Here is a 19,827-nt window from a genome sequence, read left to right on the forward strand (position 1 = left end):
ATGGCTATTCATGTCGTCGACTATGACCCGGAATGGCCGTCTCTCTTTCGCCGGATCGTTGGCGAACTGGAGCCGCTTCTCGCTGACCTCGCCCCCGTCTTTCATCATGTCGGCAGCACATCCGTCCCCGGACTGGCGGCCAAGCCGAAGATCGACCTGCACGCTGCCTTTGCGAATGCGGATGTCCTTCCCGAAGCGATCGAACGTGTAGGATCGCTTGGCGCCTTCACCTTCCATGGCGACAAATACAAGCAGGAGACCTGGACGTTTACCAGCGGCAAGGGCTCGTATGGCGCCCGGCTCTATCTCTGCTCGGCGGATAATGCCGTGCTGCGGGACCGGATCATCTTTCGCGACTATCTGCGCTCACATCCGGAAAGAGCACAGGCTTATGCCGTCCTCAAGCTGAAGCTCATGGGCGAGGCCAACGGCGATTGGGATTATTATACCGGCGGCAAGCGCGACTTCGTGCTGGAGACGCTGCGGCTGGCTTCCAAGGAAGGGTAACCAGCCGCGTTCCAATTATTCATTGTCACTACGGCCTGAGACGATCTCGCGTTTGCCGACATGGTTTGCCGGGCCGACCAGCCCTTCCTTTTCCATGCGCTCGACCAGCGAAGCGGCTCGGTTATAGCCGATGCCGAGGCGGCGCTGGATATAGGAGGTCGAGCACTTCTTGTCGCGCATGACGACCTTGACGGCCTGCTGGTAGAGCTCGTCGCCATCTTCGGCGCCCATGGCGCTCTTGTCGAAGACGGCGCCGTCCTCTTCATCCTCGGCGTCTTCTTCGTCGCCTGCCGTGACCGTATCGAGATATTCCGGCCGGCCCTGGGTCTTCAGGTGTGCGACGACCTTTTCGACTTCGGCGTCCGAAACGAAGGGGCCGTGGACACGGGAGATGCGGCCACCGCCCTGCATATGCAGCATGTCGCCCTGGCCCAGCAGCTGTTCGGCACCCTGTTCGCCGAGGATCGTGCGGCTGTCGATCTTCGAGGTAACCTGGAAGGAGATACGGGTCGGGAAGTTCGCTTTGATCGTGCCGGTGATGACGTCGACGGACGGACGCTGCGTTGCCATGATGAGATGGATGCCGGCGGCACGCGCCATTTGCGCCAGACGCTGGATCGCGCCTTCGATCTCCTTGCCGGCGACCATCATCAGGTCGGCCATCTCGTCGACGATGACGACGATATAGGGCATCGGCGCAAGATCCAGTTCCTGCTGCTCTTCGATCGGCGCACCGGTCTGCCGGTCGAAACCGACCTGGACCATGATGTGGATCGTCTCGCCCTTCTCGCGGGCCTGACTGACGCGGCCATTGTAGCCATCGATATTGCGCACCCCGAGGCGCGACATCTTGCGGTATCGCTCCTCCATCTCGCGCACTGCCCATTTCAGCGCCATGACGGCCTTCTTGGGATCGGTGACGACGGGCGTCAGCAGATGCGGGATGCCGTCATAGACGGAGAGTTCCAGCATTTTGGGGTCCACCATGATGAGGCGGCACTGCTCCGGCGTCATGCGATAGAGCAGCGACAGAATCATCGTGTTGATGGCGACGGATTTGCCCGAGCCGGTGGTGCCGGCCACGAGCAGATGCGGCATTTTGGCGAGTTCGGCGATCACGGGCTCGCCGCCAATGGTCTTGCCGAGGCCGAGAGCCAGCTTGTAACCGCTCTTGTCGAAATCCTCGCTCTCGATCATCTCGCGGAAATAGACGGTTTCGCGCGTCGCATTCGGCAGTTCGATGCCGATGACGTTGCGGCCGGGGACGACGGCTACGCGGGCCGACAGAGCCGACATGGAGCGGGCGATATCATCGGCAAGACCGATGACGCGGGACGATTTTACGCCGGGCGCGGGCTCGAATTCATAGAGTGTGACGACCGGGCCTGGGCGGACGTGGATGATCTCGCCCTTGACGCCGAAATCCTCCAGCACGCTTTCCAGGAGCCCGGCATTCTGCTCCAGCGTTTCCTGCGACATGATCTCGCCAAGCCGCTCCGGCGGCTCCTGCAACAAAGTGTGCGGCGGGAATTCGTAGCCCGATGCATCGACCTTCTCGACGATCATGCGGGCGGGACGAAGCGGGGGAAGTGCCGGCGCAGCGATCTCGACACGCGACGCGGGCGGGGCTTCTGCCGGCGCTCGGTTCGGCTGAACCACAGGCGCTTGAACTTCCGGGATGTGAACTATCGGCCCCTGGGCGACGGGAGTTAAAGCGACCGGAGCCTGATCAACGCGCACTGCCGGAGGACGCGCGGCGCGGGCTGGCGCTGACGTAACGGGCAGCGTTGCGCGCGGCGCTACCGGCGCCGGATTATGCCGGCCCGGGCGCCATTCCATGATGCGGAAGCGCGAGGTGATCGATTCGGGTTCGGCCTGCTGCAATGCGATGACCGGGGTACGCGACGGCTCGGCGGCCGCCTCCTCAAAAGCCATGACTTCCCAGAAGGCGAAATCCGAGATCGAGGAAAGCTCCGAAGCGGCGCGCAGCGCGGTTTCCACGGGTGCGGCGGTAACCGGCTGCGGCTGTGCTTCCGTCTGCTGAGCGATGACCGGCTCAACCACTTCGGGAAGATAGATATCGAAGGGCACGTTGACCGTGATCGGCACTCGCATCGGCATCGGTTGCTGTACGGCGGGGGATTGCGGTGGGGGTGCAGGTTGCGGCCCGGGAGGAGCAACGGCGACGATCTCCTCGCGAACAGGCTCTTCCGGGGGGCGGCGCTTGCTGATCAACGTTTCCGGCGTGCGGGTGAAGCGGACGTTCGGGGCGAGCGAGAAATTGCTCTGCCAGAGCGGCGGCACCGGTTTTTCGCCTTCATATTCCACGGGTGCATTTTCCACGGGATGTTCAGCTTCCAGTCCGGAGGAGAAATCTCCGGCATCCGTCAAATTGGTTCTGGGAAAACGCATGCGACAGCTACTCACTCACGCTTGGTAATTTCTGACATCCTTCCGGATAGAAAATGAAGGTTAATAAGTTCCTTCCGGCCGTCTCGATGTAAGACGGTCAAAAAGATGAAACGTCATCAATTTCAGAGGTTTGAGTCGAAGGGAAAAATCTTTGGGGTCATCTGACGAAGCGCCTTAATGCGCTTCGTCCCAATTGGTAGCCGCGCGTGCGTCGACGCGAAGCGGCACACGCATTTCCAGCGCCGGAGAGGTGGCGTTTTCCATGACCGAGACGATGATCGGCATCGCCTTTTCGACATCCTCGTCTTCGGCCTCGAAGATCAATTCATCGTGCACCTGCAAGAGCATGCGTACCCGATCGGCAAGGCCGGCCTCGGCGAGCGCCGGCTCGATCTTGATCATGGCGCGGCGGATGACATCGGCGGCCGAGCCCTGGATCGGCGCGTTGATGGCCGCCCGTTCGTTGAAGGCGCGGACGGAAGGATTCGACGAGCGAATTTCCGGATAATTGATTCGGCGGCCGAAGATCGTCTCCACATAGCCCTTGTCGCGGGCCATCTGCTTGCGGCTTTCCATGTAATCGCGGATGCCGGGGAAGCGTTCGAAATATTTCTTGATGTAGTCGCCGGCTTCCGAGCGCTCGATGGAAAGCTGGTTGGCGAGGCCGAAGGCCGAGATGCCGTAGATGATGCCGAAGTTGATGGCTTTGGCGCGGCGGCGCACCTCGCCCGGCATGCCTTCGACCGGCACACCGAACATTTCGGAGGCGGTCATCGCATGGATGTCGATGCCGTCTTCGAAAGCGCGAACAAGCTGCGGGATTTCGGCGACATGGGCGAGCACCCGCAGCTCGATCTGGCTGTAGTCGGCGGAGATCAGTTTGTGACCCGGCGACGAAATGAAGGCGGTGCGGATCTTGCGCCCTTCGGCGGTGCGCACCGGAATGTTCTGAAGGTTCGGCTCCGAAGAGGAAAGACGGCCTGTCGTCGTCGATGCCAACGAATAGGAGGTATGTACCCGCTTCGTTTCCGGGTGGATGTAACCCGGAAGCGCATCCGTATAGGTCGATTTCAGCTTGGTGAGCTGGCGCCAGTCGACGATCTTGCGGGGCAGTTCGAAGCCTGCTGCCGCCAAGTCTTCCAGCACGCTTGCCGAGGTCGACCACTGGCCGGTCTTGGTCTTGGTACCGCCGGCAAGACCCATCTTGCCGAACAGGATGTCGCCGAGCTGCTTGGGAGAGCCGATATTGAACCTCTCGCCGGCAAGCTGATAGATTTCATCCTCGTACCTGGCTGCACCCTGGGCCAACTCGCCCGAGAGGCGCGACAGGATCTGCCGGTCGACCGTGATGCCGCGCTCTTCCATGCGAGCCAGAACCGGCACGAGCGGACGTTCCAGGCGCTCGTAGACGCGCGTCAGCTGCGTGGCGGCAAGGCGCGGCTTCAGCACCATCCAGAGACGCAGCGTCACCTCGGCATCTTCGGCAGCATAATGTGTCGCGCGCTCGATATCGACGAGGTCGAAGGTGACGTTCGACTTGCCGGAGCCGGCGACGTCCTTGTAGGCGATCGGCGTGTGACCGAGGAACTTTTCAGACAGCGGGTCCATGCCGTGCGCACCACTGCCGGCGTCGAGCACGTAGGATATCAGCATCGTATCGTCGAAACTTTTCGTCTCGATGCCGTAACGCTTCATCAGCAGGTAGTCATACTTCAAATTCTGCGCCACCTTGAGGATCGATTCATCCTCCAGCAGCGCCTTCAGCCGCGACAGCGCATCGCCCATCGGGATCTGGTTTTCCGCAAGCCCGCCGCCGAGGAGATCGCCAACACCGGTCTTATGGCCGATCGGCACGTAGGCTGCGCGGATGCGCGTGCCCGTCGGATCAGCGGCATTATCGGCAATTGCCATGGAAAAGCCGACAAGCTCGGCCTGCATGGCGTCCAGCGAGGTCGTTTCCGTATCGAAGGCAACGAGGCCGGTATCCCTTGCATCGGCGATCCATCGATCGAGGGTCGAAAGGTCGCGGATCGTCACATAAGAGGAATGGTCGAACGGCAGGGTCGCGAAGGCCTCGGCGCGCGCCTTGGCAAGATCGGCCGGCGCAAACGTGCCTTCGACCGCAATCTTCGCTTTTGCGCGCGGCGGAACCGCGACAGCTTCGTCCCCGACATCGGGCACAGCACCCGCGACGGGCTCCGGCTTTGCTACATCAAGATCCGGGCCATGTGCTTCCGCACCCCATTCGATCTTCACGAAGGCAGGCTCGATCTCGCTGGCATCGCAATTGCAGAATTCGGCGACGCGGCGCGTCAGCGTCGTGAATTCCATGGTCTTCAGGAAGCCGATCAGCTTGGGACCGTTCTGCGGCTCCAGCATGAGCGCGTCGAGGTCGAGTTCCAGGGGCACATCGGTTCGCAAACGCACCAGTTCGCGGGACAGCCTCGCCTTATCGATGTTTTCGAGGATCGTCAGCCGGCGCTTTTCCTGCTTGATCTCATGGGCACGGTCGAGGAGCGTGTCGAGGTCACCATATTCGGCGAGGAGCTGGGCAGCCGTCTTCGGACCGATGCCGGGAATGCCGGGCACATTGTCGACGGAATCGCCGGTCATCGCCTGCAGGTCGATCATCTTTTCCGGCGGCACGCCCCATTTCTCGATGACGTCGGGGATGCCGATCTGCTTATCCTTCATGCTGTCGTACATGTGCACATTTGGCGTGACGAGCTGCATCAGATCCTTGTCGGAGGAAACGATCGTCACATCGGCACCGACGGCTTCGGCCTGGCGGGCATAGGTGGCGATGATGTCGTCAGCCTCGAAACCTTCCGTCTCGATGCACGGCAGATTAAAGGCGCGCGTCGCCTCGCGGATCAACCCAAACTGCGGCACCAGCTCTTCCGGCGGCGCCGAACGGTTCGCCTTATAGGCGTCGTAGAGATCCTTGCGGAAGGTCTTCGACGAATAGTCGAAAATGACGGCGAGATGAGAAGGCGTGACACCCACATCGGTATTTCGTGCATCCCTCAACAGTTTCCACAGCATGTTGCAGAAACCGGAGACCGCGCCGACCGGCAGGCCGTCGGATTTGCGTGTCAGCGGGGGCAATGCGTGAAAGGCCCGGAAGATGAAACCCGAACCGTCGACAAGGAAGAGGTGATCGCCTTTTTTCATGGCAGCATGGATAGCGCGGCGATCAGATAAGGTCCATATAAACTTGGGTGAGCAAAAAGATTCCGCCTCACCAAACTGTTACCAATTTGTAATAGTCGGTTTTTTCTCTTTCCCTTGAAAAACCACATTCTCCATCACAAATCACGTCTACCGGCGTTTGATCGCGCCGCGGGTCTGATAGCCGGCTTGTCCCCCGCCGCGTCAGGCTTGGACAAAGGCCTCATCCCCCTCTCCGGGCCTTTGTCCCCATTTTAAAAGCCGCCATGGCCCTCCTCCAGGCCATGGCGGCTTTGTTTTTCAGCCAAGCGCCTCACCTCTCGAAAATTTAAGAGCTTGCCGCATATGTTTTGATGGATCGTATGCGATTTGTTGCATTGTCTACTGCACGATTTTGAGCCTAATTTACAATCATGGGATTTAATCGAATGGATTCCGGCGCCTACCTTGCCAGCCAGCTGGCCAAGGGCTTTGCCCGCTCGCTGCATCAGCGCGCGGCAGGACTCGGTTTTTCTCCCGGCCAGTTCCCCATACTTCTGGAACTTTGGGCCGAAGACGGGCTCACCCAGAAGCAGCTTCTGGAGCGCGTCGATATCGAACAGGCGACGATGGCCAACACGCTCTCCCGCATGGTGCGCGACGGGCTGATCGAGCGGCGCCCGCACCCAACCGACAAACGCGCCCAACTGATCTTCCTCACCGGGAAAGCCAAGGCGATGGAGGCCGAGGCCATCGACACGGCGCGCGAGGCCGATCTTGCTCTATTCAAGGGCTTTCGGGTTTTCGAGCGGGAGCTGATGCTCGAGTATATCCGGCGCCTCATCAACAACGCCAAGGCGCTCTGAAACACTCCACTGCGCTTGAACCTTTCACCTGAACATATCCTTCCTCGGCGACAATCGCGGAGCTCGCCATAACAGTGGCAGCCTCCGATTCATTTTATCGCGATATATTACCGTCAACGCGAGGACCGAAAATTTGACGCTCGAAACCGATGCCGATTGAGGCTATCGTCCGCCCGAATTTCAGAAGGAGTCGGAAATGACCGAACTAAATCCTGTCCTTGCGCGAGCGGACCAGAATCTCGATTCAAGCCTCGAGACGCTATTCGAGCTCTTGCGCATCAAGTCGATCTCGACCGATCCGGCCTACAAGATTGAATGCCGCAAGGCAGCAGAGTGGCTGGTCGCCTACCTCAAGACGCTTGGCTTCGATGCCTCGGTTCGCGACACGCCCGGCCACCCGATGGTGGTCGCCCATCACGAAGGCGCCTCGGCTGATGCGCCCCACGTCTTGTTCTACGGTCACTATGACGTGCAGCCGGTCGATCCGATCGAGCTCTGGGAAAACGACCCCTTCGATCCCGCCGTCAAGGATGCCGGCAACGGCCGCAAGATCCTCACCGGCCGCGGCACTGCCGACGACAAGGGCCAGCTGATGACCTTTGTCGAGGCCTGCCGCGCCTATAAGGAAATCAACGGCGCGCTTCCCTGCCGCGTCACCATTCTTTTCGAAGGCGAGGAAGAGTCCGGCTCGCCGTCGCTGAAGCCGTTCCTCGAAGCCAATGCCGCCGAACTCAAGGCCGATTACGCTCTCGTCTGCGACACCAGCATGTGGGATCGCGATACGCCGGCAATCGCGGCCGCTCTTCGTGGCCTTGTGGGTGAAGAAATCGTGGTGACGGCAGCCGACCGCGACCTGCATTCCGGCCTGTTCGGCGGTGCCGCCGCCAACCCGATCCATATTCTCGTGGAGGCGCTTGCCGGCCTGCATGACGAGACCGGCCGCGTTACGCTTGAAGGCTTTTACGACGGTGTGGAGGAAACACCCGCCAACATCAAGGCATCCTGGGATGCGCTCGGCAAGTCTGCGGAAAACTTCCTCGGCGAAGTCGGCCTCTCCATTCCCTCGGGCGAGAAGGGCCGCTCGGTCCTGGAACTCACCTGGGCGCGCCCGACGGCCGAGGTCAACGGCATCTGGGGCGGCTATACCGGTGAAGGCTTCAAGACGGTCATTGCCGCAAAGGCATCGGCGAAAGTCTCTTTCCGCCTCGTCGGCACGCAGGATCCGGCAGCGATCCGTGAGAGCTTCCGCAACTACGTTCGCTCGAAGATCCCGGCCGACTGCTCGGTCGAGTTCCATCCCCATGGCGCCTCCCCGGCCATTCATCTTTCCTATGACTCGCCTGTTCTGACCAAGGCGCGCAACGCGCTTTCCGATGAATGGCCGAAGCCTGCCGTTGTCATCGGCATGGGCGGCTCGATCCCGATCGTCGGCGATTTTCAGAAGATGCTCGGCATGGAATCCCTGCTCGTCGGCTTCGGTCTTTCCGACGACCGCATCCATTCGCCGAACGAAAAATACGAGCTCGCCTCCTACCACAAGGGTATCCGCTCCTGGGTGCGCATCCTTGCTGCACTGAAGGTTTGAAACAAAAAAGGCGTGCCCGCGCTTTCGCGCGGCACGCCATCCGAAATCTGCAAACAAAAAGGCCGGGGCAAACCGGCCTTCCGTTATCCGCCTCATCTCAGTGCCAGTACATCCGTGGTCAAAGGAGAAGCGGATAGTGCACAGCCAGAGTGATCCCGAAAGGTTTACTGCCGGTAAACGGCTAGCTCGACCAGATCACGGAAACGATACGGCAGATAACGCTTACAACATTTCCGGGCTGCGATTTCTGAAATGTTATATTGGAAGCCGCCTTTCACATTTCAAGGCCCCGTTAAAAACCTTCGTCGCCGGCCTTGTCGTCCCTAAAGAAAAGGACCCGACGTATCTGGTGATACGCCGGGCCTGATATCGATCGGCGCGTGTTGAGGGGAGACGGCCGATCTGAGCGGGACGTGAGGGGTATGTCCCGCTTTCGATAAAACTGCCGCAGAGCCTATTGGTTCCCTCACCAGCCGGAAGATGTGACGTTGGGTCCCCAACAGGTCGCGCATCTCCGCATAAGGCCAGGCAGTGACTGGCAGCCATGTGGAAAGTCGGGGCGGGCTGACCGAGAAAGGTACAGGCAGGGAGGGGACTTGCCATATTGGTGTTGTTCTTAACAGCCCGTTAATTCGCCGCATTTACAGTTCAACCGAATAAAACCGTCGCCGGGGGCGCGGTCTTAGCGCAAGGGTTCAGCCGCTCCACGATGGTAGCCAGACGCAGATCAGACGACAGGATCGAACCGTCCTTCAACGGCCGCGGTGGCCGTGAGGAGGACGACGAATTCGCGCTCGACGCCGACGATCGCATCGATGGGCGGCACGGCTCCAAACGCCCTTCGAGATCGTCCGCCTCCCGCCGGGCACCGCCAAAGCGCCGTCCCGAGCCGCGCGAACGGGGCGGTCTGTTCGCGTTTCTGCGCAGGGTCGTCTACTGGTGCATCGTGCTTGGCATCTGGGCCGGCATCGGTGTTGCCGGGCTCGTGTTCTATTATGGTTCGCGTATGCCGAGCGCCAGCACATGGGCAATCCCGGAACGGCCGCCGAACGTCAAGATCACCGCCGTGGACGGCAGCGCGATCGCCAATCGTGGTGCGACCGGCGGCGAGGCGCTGTCGCTGGATAATATGTCGCCTTATATTCCGGAAGCGATCATCGCCATCGAAGACCGGCGCTTTTATTCGCATTTCGGCGTCGATCCGTTCGGACTCGCGCGCGCTTTCATCAATAATGCGACCGGCCAGCCGATCCAGGGCGGCTCGACGCTGACGCAGCAGCTCGCCAAGAACCTGTTCCTCTCGCCCGACCGCACGCTGGAGCGCAAGGTGCAGGAAGTGCTGCTGTCTTTCTGGCTGGAGCAGAAATACACCAAGGACCAGATCCTTGCGATGTATCTGAACCGCGTCTATTTCGGCTCGAACGCCTATGGTGTGGAAGCGGCGGCGCGGCGCTATTTCAACAAATCGGCGCGCGATGTGAACCTTGGGGAAGCAGCGCTGCTTGCAGGCCTCGTGAAGGCGCCATCCCGCCTTTCGCCGGCCCGTGATCCGGATGCCGCAAATGCCCGCGCGCAGATCGTGCTGCAGGCAATGCGCGACCAGGGCTATATCAGCGCCGACGAGATCAAGACTGCGATGTCGCAGACGCCGGCTTCCGCCCGCAGCTACTGGTCGGGCGCCGGACAATATGTCGCCGACATGGTGATGGACGAGCTGCAGGGGCTGGTCGGTGAGGTGAAGGAAGACGTCATCGTCGATACGACCATCGACAAGAACCTCGAAAGGAAGGCCGAGCAGTCTCTCGTCGATGTGCTCGACAAGGAAGGCGGCAAGTTCGATGCGTCGCAGGCCGCCCTCGTCTCGATCGACGGTACCGGCGCGATCCGTGCGCTTGTCGGCGGCAGGGATTATGCGTCGAGCCAGTTCAACCGCGCCGTCAAGGCAAAGCGCCAGCCGGGCTCCTCCTTCAAGCCATTCGTTTATGCTGCCGCGCTCGAAAAGGGCCTGACACCGGATTCCGTCTTTAACGACGCTCCGATCCGTATCGGCAACTGGACGCCGGAGAATTACGAGAAGAAGTACAATGGCGAAGTGACGCTCCGCACCGCGCTCGCCAAGTCGCTCAATACGGTGGCCGCCCAGCTCGTGATGTATGATGGGCCGGATCAGGTGATCAAGCTCGCCCACCGCCTTGGCATCGAATCCGAATTGCAGCCCAATGCCTCGATCGCGCTCGGCACCTCGGAAGTCTCCCTCATGGAGCTGACTGCCTCCTATGCCGCCTTCATGAACGGTGGCTATAAGGCGACGCCGCATGTGATCCGCAGAGTGACCACCACCGACGGCAAGGTGCTTTACGAGAATACCTATGACAATCCGCCGCGCGTGCTGTCCGAGCAGATCGTCGCCGAGATGAACATGATGATGATGGGCGTCATCAACGGCGGCACGGGCTCGAGCGCCAAGCTTACCGGCTGGCAGGCGGCGGGCAAGACCGGTACCACACAGAATTCGCGCGATGCGTTGTTCGTCGGTTTCACCAGCAATCTGACGACGGGCGTTTGGTTCGGCAATGACGACGGCACGCCGATGAAGAAGGTGACCGGCGGCGGGCTTCCGGCCAAGGCCTGGAAGGAATTCATGGTCGCAGCGCATAAGGGACTTTCGCCGGCACCGCTTTTCGGCATGGGTCAGACATTCTCCGACCCTGGCTCCGATCCCGCCAACGGCCAGCCGATGGCGCAGGCACAGCCGGCACCCGAGCAGCCCTCTACCGTTGGAAGCATCATTTCCGGTGTCTTCGGTGGCAATACCGACCTGAACCGCTATCCGCCGACGCCCGGACAGCCGCAGGCGGCGATGCCGGTGAATGGCGGACCTGTGCCGCCCGCCGATGTTGCCGGCGGTTATGACGACATGGTGCCGCCCGGCGATGTCGGCGGCCCGCAGGCGACATCAGGGGCGCAGCAACGTCGTACGACCCTGCTCGATCTCATCATGGGGCAATAGGGACAGTAGACATATTGAGACGGGATAAGACCCCATGCGGGAGCACGTCCCGTGCAAGGCCTGGCATGCAAGATTTGCGCAGTTTGAAGGTGCAAAGCAGACCCTTTTCCGTCTACTGTAAAAATTGAAGGCAACACATTCGTTTTGCTGGATTCCAAGCCATTTCTCGCCTTGCAGTCCAGAAAACCGCTCCTTATATACGCCGCATCACCGCAATCACGATTGCGTAATCTTAGTAGACCCATCCCGTAAGGGGCTGTCAGGGAAATGCCTTACCGGGGTTCCGACAGCTTGCTTCAAGGAGAGAATGACATGGCAAAAGTAATTGGTATCGACCTTGGAACCACAAATTCCTGCGTCGCAGTCATGGACGGCAAGGACGCAAAGGTCATCGAGAATGCGGAAGGCGCCCGCACGACCCCTTCCATGGTGGCATTTTCCGATGACGGCGAACGCCTCGTCGGCCAGCCTGCCAAGCGCCAGGCGGTCACCAACCCCACGAACACGCTCTTCGCCGTAAAGCGCCTCATCGGCCGCCGTTACGAAGATCCGACCGTCGAGAAGGACAAGCACCTCGTTCCCTTCTCTATCGTCAAGGGCGACAATGGCGACGCCTGGGTCGAAGCCAACGGCAAGGGCTACTCCCCGGCACAGATTTCCGCGATGATCCTTCAGAAGATGAAGGAAACCGCCGAATCCTATCTCGGTGAAAAGGTCGAGAAGGCCGTCATCACCGTTCCTGCTTACTTCAACGACGCGCAGCGCCAGGCAACCAAGGATGCCGGCAAGATCGCTGGTCTTGAAGTGCTCCGCATCATCAACGAGCCGACCGCTGCAGCTCTCGCCTATGGCCTCGACAAGAAGGACGGCAAGACGATCGCTGTCTACGACCTTGGCGGCGGCACCTTCGATATTTCGATCCTCGAGATCGGCGACGGCGTCTTCGAAGTGAAGTCCACCAACGGCGATACGTTCCTCGGCGGTGAAGACTTCGACATGCGCCTCGTCGAATATCTCGTTGCCGAGTTCAAGAAGGACAACGGTATCGACCTGAAGAACGACAAGCTCGCCCTGCAGCGCCTCAAGGAAGCTGCCGAAAAGGCAAAGATCGAGCTGTCCTCTTCGCAGCAGACCGAAATCAACCTGCCGTTCATCACGGCTGACGCCTCAGGCCCGAAGCACCTGACGCTGAAGCTGACCCGCGCCAAGCTCGAAAGCCTGGTCGACGATCTCGTCCAGCGCACGATCGCTCCGTGCAAGGCCGCCCTCAAGGATGCCGGTGTCACCGCTGCCGAAATCGACGAAGTCGTTCTCGTCGGTGGTATGAGCCGCATGCCGAAGGTCCAGGAAGTCGTCAAGCAGCTGTTCGGCAAGGAACCGCACAAGGGCGTCAACCCGGATGAAGTCGTCGCTCTCGGCGCTGCCATCCAGGCCGGCGTTCTCCAGGGCGACGTCAAGGACGTTCTGCTTCTCGACGTAACCCCGCTGTCTCTCGGCATCGAAACGCTCGGTGGCGTCTTTACCCGTCTGATCGAACGCAACACGACGATCCCGACGAAGAAGAGCCAGACATTCTCGACCGCCGACGACAACCAGCAGGCCGTCACCATCCGCGTCTCGCAGGGCGAGCGTGAAATGGCTGCCGACAACAAGCTGCTCGGCCAGTTCGACCTCGTCGGCCTGCCGCCGGCGCCGCGCGGCGTTCCGCAGATCGAAGTCACCTTCGACATCGACGCGAACGGCATCGTGCAGGTTTCGGCCAAGGACAAGGGCACCGGCAAGGAACAGCAGATTCGCATCCAGGCCTCCGGCGGTCTTTCCGACGCCGACATCGAAAAGATGGTCAAGGATGCCGAATCGCATGCTGCCGAAGACAAGAAGCGCCGCGAAGGTGTGGAAGCCAAGAACCAGGCCGAAAGCCTGATCCACTCCACGGAAAAGTCGCTCAAGGATTACGGTGACAAGGTTTCCGAAGCCGACCGCACCGCAATTTCCGATGCGATTGCCGCTCTGAAGTCCGCGACCGAAGCAACTGAAGCCGACGCCGAAGACATCAAGGCCAAGACCCAGACTCTCATGGAGGTTTCCATGAAGCTCGGCCAGGCGATCTATGAAGCCCAGCAGGCCGAAGGCGGCACGGCCGAAGCCTCGGCTGAGGACGACAACGTCGTCGATGCCGACTATGAAGAAGTCAAGGACGACGACCGCAAGAAATCCGCCTAATCAGCGGGCTGTCGGTCAACGCTAGACGATAGACATCCGGCTGCTCACCACGGCAGCCGGAAATCCATTTCCGGGGCTTAAATTGGCAAAAGCGGACTTTTACGAAACTCTGGGTGTAGCCAAGACGGCGGATGAGAAAGAGCTGAAAAGCGCCTTCCGCAAGCTGGCAATGAAATACCATCCGGATAAGAACCCGGATGACAAAGACGCCGAACGCAAGTTCAAGGAAATCAACGAAGCCTACGAAACGCTGAAGGACCCGCAGAAGCGCGCGGCCTACGACCGTTACGGCCATGCGGCTTTCGAACATGGCGGTATGGGTGGTCCCGGCGGCTTCGGCGGCGGCGGTGGTTTTGCCGGTGGCGGCTTCTCCGATATCTTCGAGGATATTTTCGGCGAGATGATGGGCGGAGGCCGCGGACGGCAGCGCTCTTCGGGCGGCCGCGAACGCGGCGCCGACCTTCGCTACAATATGGAAATCTCGCTGGAAGAGGCCTTTTCCGGCAAGACGGCGCAGATCCGCGTGCCGACCTCGATCACCTGCGACGTCTGTTCCGGGTCCGGCGCCAAGCCGGGCACTCAGCCGAAGACCTGCGGCACCTGCCAGGGCTCGGGCCGCGTGCGCGCAGCGCAGGGTTTCTTCTCGATTGAACGCACCTGCCCGACCTGCCACGGCCGCGGCCAGATCATTCCGGACCCGTGCCCGAAGTGTCACGGCCAGGGCCGTGTGACCGAAGAGCGTTCGCTCTCCGTCAACATCCCTGCCGGTATCGAGGATGGTACCCGTATTCGCCTCCAGGGCGAAGGCGAAGCCGGCACGCGCGGCGGCCCGGCGGGCGATCTCTATATCTTCCTGTCGGTGAAGCCGCATGAGTTCTATCAGCGCGACGGAGCCGACCTCTATTGCGCCGTGCCGATCTCCATGACGACGGCAGCGCTCGGGGGCACCTTCGATGTCGCGACTCTCGATGGCACGAAGTCGCGCGTCACCGTTCCCGAGGGCACGCAGGCCGGCAAGCAATTCCGCCTGAAGGGCAAGGGGATGCCGGTACTGCGCTCCAGCCAGACGGGCGATCTCTATATCCAGATCCAGATCGAGACGCCGCAGAAGCTTTCGAAGCGCCAGCGCGAGCTTCTACAGGAATTCGAGCAGCTCTCCTCCAAGGAGAACAATCCGGAATCGACGGGCTTCTTTGCCCGGATGAAGGAATTCTTCGAGGGCTGAGTTCGATATCCGTCACGGTTACAAAAGCCGGAGTGCCGCCTCCGGCTCTTTTCATGCATGCTTCAATTCAGGACAGCTGTCTCGGGTCGGGACGTGGATCGAAACGCAGATGTCTTGTGTTAACGCACAGATCCGATGACGCTTGCAAGTTCCTGAAATCCATACTGTCTTTGGCCCGCAGTCCGGGACAACAGAGGGTATTTCCATGTCGGCAACGAGTTTTTCAAATAGTCTGTCCGAAGAGGTCGATGCACTGGCAGGTGCGCTCTATTCATGGTGTGCCGAGCACAACATCAAGCTTCGCAGCCAGCAGGGTCTTTCGATCGCCAGCATCGCGATCGACCTCTACCACGCCGGCCATCAGACGCAGGACGCCCTGCTCGTCGCTTTGCACGAGCGCGAGCTTCACTGAAATCCGGTCGACTTCAAGCATATGTGCGACGCATCAAGCGGCGTTTTCGGCTGCCTGACCGCACATGAGGTTGAGGATTGTCTTGACCGCCTGCTTGCCCGCAATCGAGCTCAACCTGTCAAAGCTGACCGCCAATTCATAGGCCTCGGGGCTCAGCTCGACGCGGTTGGTAAACTGAGAAATTCCCGTACCCTCAAATAGCTCGGAAATATCGACCCCAAGGAAGACTGCTATCTGATGCAGCTTGCTGGCAGAGACGCGGTTCGTCCCCTTCTCGTATTTTTGGATCTGCTGGAATGTAAGGCCAAGCGCTTCGCCGAGCTCCAGCTGAGAAACACGTCGGCGGGCGCGAAGCTGTCTCACGTTGCGGCCGACAATGATATCAATCGGATCTGGCACTGCTGCACTCTCTCCCGGTAAACCCGTATTTACCATATAGCGTCAGCTGAATATCTCAATCCACAAGTTGCAAATTTCAACCGACTTTTTTTGGGCATTACGTCGCCTCAATCGCTGTCCGCCTCGCGGATCTGCAACTTCTAATTAGCGTTTGATGACCTACCGGCGATGTTGCAAAAAGTTCAACAGCCTGTAGTTGATTTCACTCCATATGGCGATAGTTACCAGCGCCTGAACCCCCATCTTAGCGGTCAGACAAGAGGCTTCGAGTCCCGTATGACATCCGCCCTCTCCGGGAAATCTGGTGACGACAGTATCGTCATCGATATGCGCCGCCAGAAATTGACGATGATGATCGATTCATTGAAATCCTTGCGCAGCTCGATCGAAGACCGGCCGTGGATAGAAAAGGCAATTGCGGAGGCCGAGGCACAGCTCGAGTCGCCCATCCCTTGCAGGCATTGACAGCCGAAACGGCTCTCGGCCTTGATATCCTTAGCGCTTCGGCATAGAGCCTTCCTGGTCAGATTGATTCATTCTGAACAGGAAAGGCTCCGACTGTCAGCCTTGATGTTTCCGGATATCCGATGCCGCACAAGGTTGCCTTTGCCCGTCTGAAATTGACCGACTTTCGCAATTATGCGTCGGCGTCGCTTGCCCTTGACGGGCGGCACGTGGTGCTGACCGGCGACAACGGTGCCGGCAAGACCAACCTGATGGAGGCGGTCTCCTTCCTATCGCCGGGACGCGGGCTGCGCCGCGCCGCCTATGGCGATATCACCCGCGTCGGTGCTGCGGGCGGATTTTCGATCTTTGCCGAACTCGACGGTATGGAAGGCGTTGTCGAGATCGGCACGGGGATTGATGCCAGCGACGAGGCGACGGCGCGCCGGCTGCGCATCAACGGAACGACGGCAAAGACGGTTGACGAGCTGACGGACCATCTTCGCGTGCTCTGGCTGACGCCGGCAATGGACGGGCTTTTTACCGGCGGCTCGTCCGACCGCCGGCGGCTCCTCGACCGGCTTGTGCTCTCGCTCGATCCCGAGCATGGCAGGCGGGCGAGCGACTTCGAGCGCGCCATGCGCAGCCGCAATAAACTGCTCGACGAAGGCCGCTTCGACCCTTCCTGGCTTTCCGGCATCGAGGAGCAGATGGCAAGCCTCGGCATTGCCATGGCGCTCGCCCGACAGGAAATGCTCGGACTTCTGACACGGCTCATCGAGGAAAGCCGCGAGACCTCCCCCTTCCCATCAGCATCGCTGCAGCTCTCGGGCTTCATGGATGACCAATTCTCCCGACCCTCGGTCGATCTGGAAGATGAGTATGCGGCAACGCTCGCCGCCAACCGGTACCGCGATGCCGGCGCCGGACGAACGCTGGAGGGGCCGCATCGCGCCGATCTCATCGTGCATCATCGCGAGAAGCAGATGGAAGCGGCCCGCTGCTCCACCGGCGAACAGAAGGCCCTGCTGGTGGGCCTTGTGCTTGCCCATGCACGGCTCGTCGGCAACCTTACCGGCCATGCGCCGGTTCTGCTCCTGGACGAGATTGCCGCCCATCTTGACGAGGGACGTCGCGCCGCACTGTTCGACCTCATAGACGGGCTTGGCGGCCAAGCCTTCATGACGGGAACGGATCGTCAGATGTTTGCGGCGCTTGGCGAGCGGGCACAATTTTTCACGGTTGCGGACGGAAGGGTTTTCGAATGAGCGATCGCGCTTCTCCTGACGGTTTACAGCGTGATAGCATCGCGCCCATGGAACCCCTCAGCCCGGACGAGATCGCACGCTATCATCGCCACATACTGCTGCCGGAAATCGGCGGCGCCGGCCAGCAGAAGCTGAAGGCCGCGCGGGTGCTTGTCATAGGCGCCGGAGGGCTCGGCGCGCCGATCCTGCAATATCTGGCGGCCGCTGGCGTCGGCACGCTCGGCATTGCCGATGACGACCGCGTTTCGCTCTCCAACCTCCAGCGGCAGGTGATCCACGATTCCGGCACGATCGGCGAAATGAAGACGGAAAGTGCTGCCATTGCGATCGCTCGGCTGAACCCGCATATCAAGGTCATCCGTTTCACCGAGCGCCTTTCCGCCGACAGGGCGCGTTTGCACCTTTCCGGCTTCGATCTCCTGATCGACGGCTCGGACAATTTCGATACGCGCTATATGGCCGCCGATGCGGCAGAAGACGCGCGTATCCCGCTTGTGACAGGTGCCGTCGGTCGCTTCGACGGATCGCTGACGGTGCTGAAACCCTATGAGGCTGCCGAGGACGGTACGCAGAATCCCGGATATCGTGATCTCTTTCCCGAAGCACCGCCGGCCGGATTGATCCCGGCCTGCGCGGAGGCTGGTATCATTGGCGCACTGACTGGCGTGATCGGCACGCTGATGGCCATGGAGGCGATCAAGCTCATTACGGGTGCCGGCGAACCGCTGGTCGGCCGCCTGCTGCTCTATGACGCCTTGTCTGCCCGTTTCGATACGATCCGCTACAAGCGCCGAGGCGCGAAGCAGAGCAGGACTGCATGACTCCTTTTCGCATCGATGAGAGCTTTGTCCGCTGGGCCGAGCTGCTTGATCTCATTCTCGTATCCTTTGCCTATATGGAGGGCCGCATCGATCCGCCCTCCTCCGCAAGCCGCCTGACGGTGGAATCGCTGGCGGAAAAGGCAAAGGCAGAAATAGCCTATGCCGTGGAGAATGCGGGGCAGCTCGCCGGCTGCATTTTCCTGCGCCCGGAGGCAGATTGCCTCTATGTCGGAAAACTTGCGGTTCTGCCATCTGCGCAAGGCAAGGGCATTGGCCGGCGCCTGCTTGAGATCGCGGAAGAGACGGCGCGCGAACTCGGCCTTCAGGCTTTGCGCCTCGAGACGCGGATAGAGCTCTTCGGCAATCACAAGACCTTCGCAGCCTGGGGCTTTGAGAGGACCGCGGAGAAATCTCATCCGGGGTTTGCGCGGGTGACGTTTATCGAAATGCGGAAGGCCCTCGCCGGCTGAAGATGAGTGCGTCCGGCCGTCACCGGCCCGGCAGCACCCGATTCGGTGGTCGATGGCCATCGATGAAGGCGCGGATGTTGATGATGACCTTGTCACCCATCTCCGCACGTCCCTCAATCGTCGCCGAGCTCATATGCGGCAGCAGCACGACCTTGCCCTCATTGGCAAGCTTTACCAGCTTCGGATTGACGACAGGTTCGTTCTCGAAAACATCGAGCCCGGCACCGGCGATCTTTCCTTCCCGCAAGCATTTGATCAGGGCCGCTTCGTCGATCACGTCACCGCGGGCGGTATTGACGAGATAGGCGGTCGGCTGGAGCAGCGCCAGGCGCCTTGCCGACAAGAGATGGAAGGTTGCCGGCGTCGAGGGGCAATTGACCGAGACGATGTCGACGCGGGCGAGCATCTGGTCAAGGCTCTCCCAATAAGTCGCCTCCAACTCGTCCTCGGTCGCCGGATTGACGCGCTTGCGGTTGTGATAATGGATCGACAGGCCGAAGGCCTTGGCGCGCCGCGCAACGGCCGTGCCGATACGGCCCATGCCGACGATGCCGATTCGCTTTCCGTGGATACGTCGCCCGAGCATCCAGGTCGGAGACCAGCCGGCCCATTCACCGGGCCTGTCGGTCAGCACGCGCGCACCTTCGCCGATCCGCCGCGGTACGGCGAGGATCAGCGCCATGGTCATATCGGCGGTATCATCGGTCAGCACGTTCGGGGTGTTGGTGACAGTGATGCCTTTGCGGGCAGCGGCTTCGACATCGATATGATCGGTGCCGTTTGAAAAGCTGGCGATCAGCTTCATCTGCGGCCCGGCCTGTTCGATGAGAGCCGCATCGATGCGGTCGGTCACGGTCGGAACCAGCACGTCGCAGGTTCTGACGGCTTCGACCAGTTCGGGAACGGATCGCGGCGTATCGTCGATATTCAACTCGGCATCGAAGAGCTCGCGCATGCGGGTTTCGACGACATCGGGCAGCTTGCGGGTTATGTAGACCTTCGGTTTTTTCTTCGTCGTCATAGCGGCTTGCAGTG

Annotated in this window: 15 protein-coding genes; 11 read left to right on the forward strand and 4 right to left on the reverse strand. The window is 60.6% G+C overall.

What is annotated here, in order from left to right; genetic code table 11:
* Positions 1-507: a GrpB family protein gene (locus JNB85_RS07210; RefSeq protein ID WP_220333658.1), complete on the forward strand. Its 507-nt coding sequence runs from the start codon at positions 1-3 to the stop codon at positions 505-507.
* 15 nt (positions 508-522) lie between these two features.
* Here JNB85_RS07210 and JNB85_RS07215 read toward each other — a convergent pair whose 3' ends face one another.
* Positions 523-2,919 carry a DNA translocase FtsK gene (locus JNB85_RS07215; RefSeq protein WP_220333659.1) on the reverse strand — a complete coding sequence of 799 codons (2,397 nt, stop codon included), beginning with the start codon at positions 2,917-2,919 and terminating at the stop codon, positions 523-525.
* A 174-nt stretch (positions 2,920-3,093) separates the two neighbouring features.
* Positions 3,094-6,093, reverse strand: coding sequence for a DNA polymerase I (gene polA / locus JNB85_RS07220; RefSeq protein ID WP_220333660.1), 3,000 nt, complete (start codon positions 6,091-6,093; stop codon positions 3,094-3,096).
* 425 nt (positions 6,094-6,518) lie between these two features.
* Between polA and JNB85_RS07225 the strand changes: the two genes are divergently transcribed.
* The 6 genes from JNB85_RS07225 to JNB85_RS07250 all read left to right on the forward strand — a co-directional run bounded on the left by JNB85_RS07225 (position 6,519) and on the right by JNB85_RS07250 (position 15,390).
* The gene (locus tag JNB85_RS07225; protein ID WP_183745599.1) at positions 6,519-6,935 is read left to right on the forward strand and encodes a MarR family winged helix-turn-helix transcriptional regulator; all 417 of its coding nucleotides are present in this window, start codon (positions 6,519-6,521) and stop codon (positions 6,933-6,935) included.
* A 196-nt stretch (positions 6,936-7,131) separates the two neighbouring features.
* The gene (locus JNB85_RS07230) at positions 7,132-8,520 is read left to right on the forward strand and encodes a dipeptidase (protein WP_220333661.1); all 1,389 of its coding nucleotides are present in this window, start codon (positions 7,132-7,134) and stop codon (positions 8,518-8,520) included.
* 709 nt (positions 8,521-9,229) lie between these two features.
* Positions 9,230-11,530, forward strand: a complete 2,301-nt coding sequence (locus tag JNB85_RS07235; protein ID WP_220333662.1) for a transglycosylase domain-containing protein — start codon at positions 9,230-9,232, stop codon at positions 11,528-11,530.
* Between the two features lie 312 nt (positions 11,531-11,842).
* A complete protein-coding gene (gene dnaK / locus JNB85_RS07240; protein ID WP_220333663.1) occupies positions 11,843-13,753 on the forward strand; it encodes a molecular chaperone DnaK in 1,911 nt (636 codons plus the stop codon).
* A gap of 82 nt (positions 13,754-13,835) precedes the next feature.
* Complete coding sequence (dnaJ, locus tag JNB85_RS07245; protein ID WP_220333664.1) at positions 13,836-14,978, forward strand: molecular chaperone DnaJ; 1,143 nt, start codon at positions 13,836-13,838, stop codon at positions 14,976-14,978.
* 205 nt (positions 14,979-15,183) lie between these two features.
* The gene (locus JNB85_RS07250; RefSeq protein WP_220333665.1) at positions 15,184-15,390 is read left to right on the forward strand and encodes a hypothetical protein; all 207 of its coding nucleotides are present in this window, start codon (positions 15,184-15,186) and stop codon (positions 15,388-15,390) included.
* A gap of 33 nt (positions 15,391-15,423) precedes the next feature.
* On the opposite strand, the gene JNB85_RS07255 is transcribed toward JNB85_RS07250, so the two are convergent.
* Positions 15,424-15,789, reverse strand: coding sequence for a helix-turn-helix domain-containing protein (locus JNB85_RS07255; protein ID WP_220333666.1), 366 nt, complete (start codon positions 15,787-15,789; stop codon positions 15,424-15,426).
* Positions 15,790-15,957: 168 nt separating this feature from the next.
* On the opposite strand from JNB85_RS07255, the gene JNB85_RS07260 reads away from it, so the two are divergent.
* The 4 genes from JNB85_RS07260 to JNB85_RS07275 all read left to right on the forward strand — a co-directional run bounded on the left by JNB85_RS07260 (position 15,958) and on the right by JNB85_RS07275 (position 18,792).
* Complete coding sequence (locus JNB85_RS07260; protein WP_220333667.1) at positions 15,958-16,254, forward strand: hypothetical protein; 297 nt, start codon at positions 15,958-15,960, stop codon at positions 16,252-16,254.
* A gap of 122 nt (positions 16,255-16,376) precedes the next feature.
* On the forward strand, positions 16,377-17,501 hold the full coding sequence (gene recF, locus JNB85_RS07265) for a DNA replication/repair protein RecF (RefSeq protein WP_220333668.1): 1,125 nt from the start codon (positions 16,377-16,379) through the stop codon (positions 17,499-17,501).
* Positions 17,498-18,322, forward strand: a complete 825-nt coding sequence (locus JNB85_RS07270) for a molybdopterin-synthase adenylyltransferase MoeB (RefSeq protein ID WP_220333669.1) — start codon at positions 17,498-17,500, stop codon at positions 18,320-18,322. Before recF ends, JNB85_RS07270 begins: the two co-directional genes overlap by 4 nt.
* Positions 18,319-18,792, forward strand: coding sequence for a GNAT family N-acetyltransferase (locus tag JNB85_RS07275; protein ID WP_220333670.1), 474 nt, complete (start codon positions 18,319-18,321; stop codon positions 18,790-18,792). The genes JNB85_RS07270 and JNB85_RS07275 overlap by 4 nt, the downstream gene beginning before the upstream one ends.
* Positions 18,793-18,811: 19 nt before the next feature.
* On the opposite strand, the gene JNB85_RS07280 is transcribed toward JNB85_RS07275, so the two are convergent.
* Positions 18,812-19,813: a 2-hydroxyacid dehydrogenase gene (locus JNB85_RS07280; protein ID WP_025669410.1), complete on the reverse strand. Its 1,002-nt coding sequence runs from the start codon at positions 19,811-19,813 to the stop codon at positions 18,812-18,814.
* Positions 19,814-19,827 lie beyond the last annotated feature (14 nt).

This window comes from Rhizobium mesosinicum (assembly GCF_019511345.1).
Taxonomy (GTDB): domain Bacteria; phylum Pseudomonadota; class Alphaproteobacteria; order Rhizobiales; family Rhizobiaceae; genus Rhizobium; species Rhizobium mesosinicum.

Coding starts and splice junctions, on each gene's coding strand:
- JNB85_RS07260 (WP_220333667.1), top strand. CDS start 15,958: ATGTTGCAAAAAGTTCAACAGCCTGTAGTTGATTTCACTCCATATGGC.
- JNB85_RS07215 (WP_220333659.1), bottom strand. CDS start 2,919: ATGCGTTTTCCCAGAACCAATTTGACGGATGCCGGAGATTTCTCCTCC.
- JNB85_RS07275 (WP_220333670.1), top strand. CDS start 18,319: ATGACTCCTTTTCGCATCGATGAGAGCTTTGTCCGCTGGGCCGAGCTG.
- JNB85_RS07270 (WP_220333669.1), top strand. CDS start 17,498: ATGAGCGATCGCGCTTCTCCTGACGGTTTACAGCGTGATAGCATCGCG.
- polA (WP_220333660.1), bottom strand. CDS start 6,093: ATGAAAAAAGGCGATCACCTCTTCCTTGTCGACGGTTCGGGTTTCATC.
- JNB85_RS07250 (WP_220333665.1), top strand. CDS start 15,184: ATGTCGGCAACGAGTTTTTCAAATAGTCTGTCCGAAGAGGTCGATGCA.
- recF (WP_220333668.1), top strand. CDS start 16,377: ATGCCGCACAAGGTTGCCTTTGCCCGTCTGAAATTGACCGACTTTCGC.
- dnaK (WP_220333663.1), top strand. CDS start 11,843: ATGGCAAAAGTAATTGGTATCGACCTTGGAACCACAAATTCCTGCGTC.
- JNB85_RS07235 (WP_220333662.1), top strand. CDS start 9,230: ATGGTAGCCAGACGCAGATCAGACGACAGGATCGAACCGTCCTTCAAC.
- JNB85_RS07230 (WP_220333661.1), top strand. CDS start 7,132: ATGACCGAACTAAATCCTGTCCTTGCGCGAGCGGACCAGAATCTCGAT.
- JNB85_RS07210 (WP_220333658.1), top strand. CDS start 1: ATGGCTATTCATGTCGTCGACTATGACCCGGAATGGCCGTCTCTCTTT.
- JNB85_RS07280 (WP_025669410.1), bottom strand. CDS start 19,813: ATGACGACGAAGAAAAAACCGAAGGTCTACATAACCCGCAAGCTGCCC.
- JNB85_RS07225 (WP_183745599.1), top strand. CDS start 6,519: ATGGATTCCGGCGCCTACCTTGCCAGCCAGCTGGCCAAGGGCTTTGCC.